Consider the following 2,443-nt stretch of genomic DNA (forward strand, 5'->3'; position numbering starts at 1 on the left):
AGCAATAATAAAAAAGAAACTTTAGATTTATTGGAGGATAATGGTTTTATCTGGTCATATGTTAAAAGAACAACCTTAGATGGAGAAAAGGTTTTAAGTAGTGGAGAAGATGTTATTAAAGATAAAGATTATATTTCCTTAATTATAGGAAGGAGAGAAGAAAATGATTAGTTTTGTAGGGGCAGGTCCAGGGGACGTCGATTTAATAACCATAAAAGGAAGAAGGTTGCTAGAGGAAGCAGATATTGTTATATATGCTGGTTCCCTAGTTTCTAAAGAACATTTGGTTTTTTGTAAAAAAAGTTGTAAGTTTTATAATAGTGCATCTATGACTCTGGAAGAAGTAGTAGATGAAATGGAAGAAGGATATAGAAAAGGATTAAAGGTTGTTAGGCTTCATACAGGGGACCCAACTATTTATGGTGCCATAAAAGAACAAATGGATATATTAGAGAAAAAAAGTATTCCTTATAAAATCGTTCCAGGAGTTAGTTCTTTTACTGCCGCATGTTCTGCAATTAAAAGTGAGTTTACTCTTCCAAAAGTAAGTCAAACAGTTATACTTACCCGTATAGAAGGTAGAACAGAGGTGCCAGAAAAAGAAAATTTAGAAAAACTTGCATCCTACGGAGCTTCTATGGCAATATTTTTATCTGTCCAACAAATAGATAATGTAGTAGACAAGCTTGAAAAAGGATATGGAAGAGATAATGTGCCAGTTGCAGTAGTGTATAAGGCAAGTTGGAAAGATGAGAAAATCCTAATGGGAACCTTAAAAGATATAGGAGACAAAGTTAAGAAAGAAGGAATTAATAAAACAGCACAAATATTAGTAGGAGACTTTATAATAGGAGAATATGAAAGGTCAAAATTATATGATCCTAAATTTACCCATGAATACAGGGAGGCTATAAAATGAAAGTTGCTTGCCTTTCTTTCACTTCTAAGGGTAGAGAGATAGGAGAACAGATACTAAAAAATTATGAGCAGAAGCCTAACTTTGTGGAAGCTATAAAGCATTTTCACAATTCATCCATAAAAGGTGGTATAAAAACCATATTACCTGAAGTAGTAAGAAAATATGATGGAATAGTATTTATATCTGCAACGGGTATAGCTATAAGAATGATGATTCCTTTCATAAAAGATAAAAAAACAGATCCAGCAATAGTAGTTGTAGATGATTTAGGAAGGTATAGTATTAGCTTGTTGTCTGGTCATATTGGAGGGGCAAATACTCTTTCTAAAGAAATAGGAAATATTATTGATGCTAAGCCTATAATAACTACAGCTTCGGATAGTCGGGGAATTGAAGCTGTAGATATGTATGCTATAAGAAATAATTTATATATGAAAAATATGAATAGTGTAAAAAAGATTACAACCCTTATGATAGAAGGCAAAAAGATAGGTTTTTATTCTGAAATAAAAGCTAAAATAGGTTATTCAAATTTAATAGAAATAGAAGATAAACAGGGAATTAAATTAATAGAGGAAAAGGTAGATGGAATTCTATTAGTCACTTCGCAGAAAGGAATAAAACCTAGTATACCTTATACAATTCTACGACCCCAAAATTTAAACATTGGAATAGGGTGTAGAAAAGGTACTAGGGGAAAGGATATAATTAATTCGATTATTGATTTACTAAATAAAAATAGCCTATCAGAAGAATCTATTAAGTCCATAGGTACAGTCTCAATTAAAAAAAATGAGAAAGGAATAATAGAAGCGTCTGAATATTTTAGTTGTCCTATGAACATTTTTACTAAAGAAGAAATAAAAAAAGTAGAAGATAGTTTTCAAAAGAGCCAATTTGTAAAAGAGAAAATAGGGGTTTATGGTGTTAGCGAACCTTCTGCATACCTATCAGGAGGTAATTTAATTGTAGACAAAACTATTTATAATGGAATAACATTAGCAATTTCAAAGGAGGTTTTTTAATGGCAAAGTTGTATGTAGTAGGAATTGGACCAGGAGGAAAAGAGCATTTCACATTAAAAGCAATTCAAACTATAAAAAAGTCTGATGTAATAGTGGGATATGTTCCTTATATAGAATATTTAGGAGAAGATTTAATAGAAGGAAAAGAAATTTTTTCTACTGGAATGAGAGGAGAAATAGAAAGATGTGAATATGCAATAGAAAAAGTAAGAGAGGGAAAAAATACAGCTATAATAAGTACTGGTGATGCAGGTCTTTATGGAATGGCAGGTCCTATATTAGAGCTTGTTGATGATATAGACGTAGAAATAGTACCAGGAGTGACGGCGGCTTTTTCTGCAGCTAGTGATTTAGGCTCACCTATTATGCATGATTTTTGTTCTATAAGTTTAAGTGATCTTCTTACACCTTGGGAAGTAATAGAGAAAAGAGTGGAATACGGGGCAAAAGGAGATTTTGTAATAGCAATATATAATCCAAGAAGTAAAGGCAGAAAAGA

The 2,443-nt window shown here is 31.7% G+C and carries 3 protein-coding genes; all 3 read left to right on the top strand.

What is annotated here, in order from left to right; genetic code table 11:
• Positions 1-163 precede the first annotated feature (163 nt).
• The gene (cobM, locus tag VK071_10990; GenBank protein ID HLR35834.1) at positions 164-919 is read left to right on the top strand and encodes a precorrin-4 C(11)-methyltransferase; all 756 of its coding nucleotides are present in this window, start codon (positions 164-166) and stop codon (positions 917-919) included.
• Positions 916-1,944, top strand: a complete 1,029-nt coding sequence (cbiG, locus tag VK071_10995) for a cobalt-precorrin 5A hydrolase (GenBank protein HLR35835.1) — start codon at positions 916-918, stop codon at positions 1,942-1,944. The genes cobM and cbiG overlap by 4 nt, the downstream gene beginning before the upstream one ends.
• Positions 1,944-2,443 (top strand): precorrin-3B C(17)-methyltransferase (locus VK071_11000; GenBank protein ID HLR35836.1); only part of this gene is annotated, 500 nt, incomplete at its 3' end. The genes cbiG and VK071_11000, both read left to right, overlap by 1 nt.

The organism is Tissierellales bacterium, assembly GCA_035301805.1.
Lineage (GTDB): Bacteria > Bacillota > Clostridia > Tissierellales > DATGTQ01 > DATGTQ01.

Coding starts and splice junctions, on each gene's coding strand:
- cobM (HLR35834.1), top strand. CDS start 164: ATGATTAGTTTTGTAGGGGCAGGTCCAGGGGACGTCGATTTAATAACC.
- cbiG (HLR35835.1), top strand. CDS start 916: ATGAAAGTTGCTTGCCTTTCTTTCACTTCTAAGGGTAGAGAGATAGGA.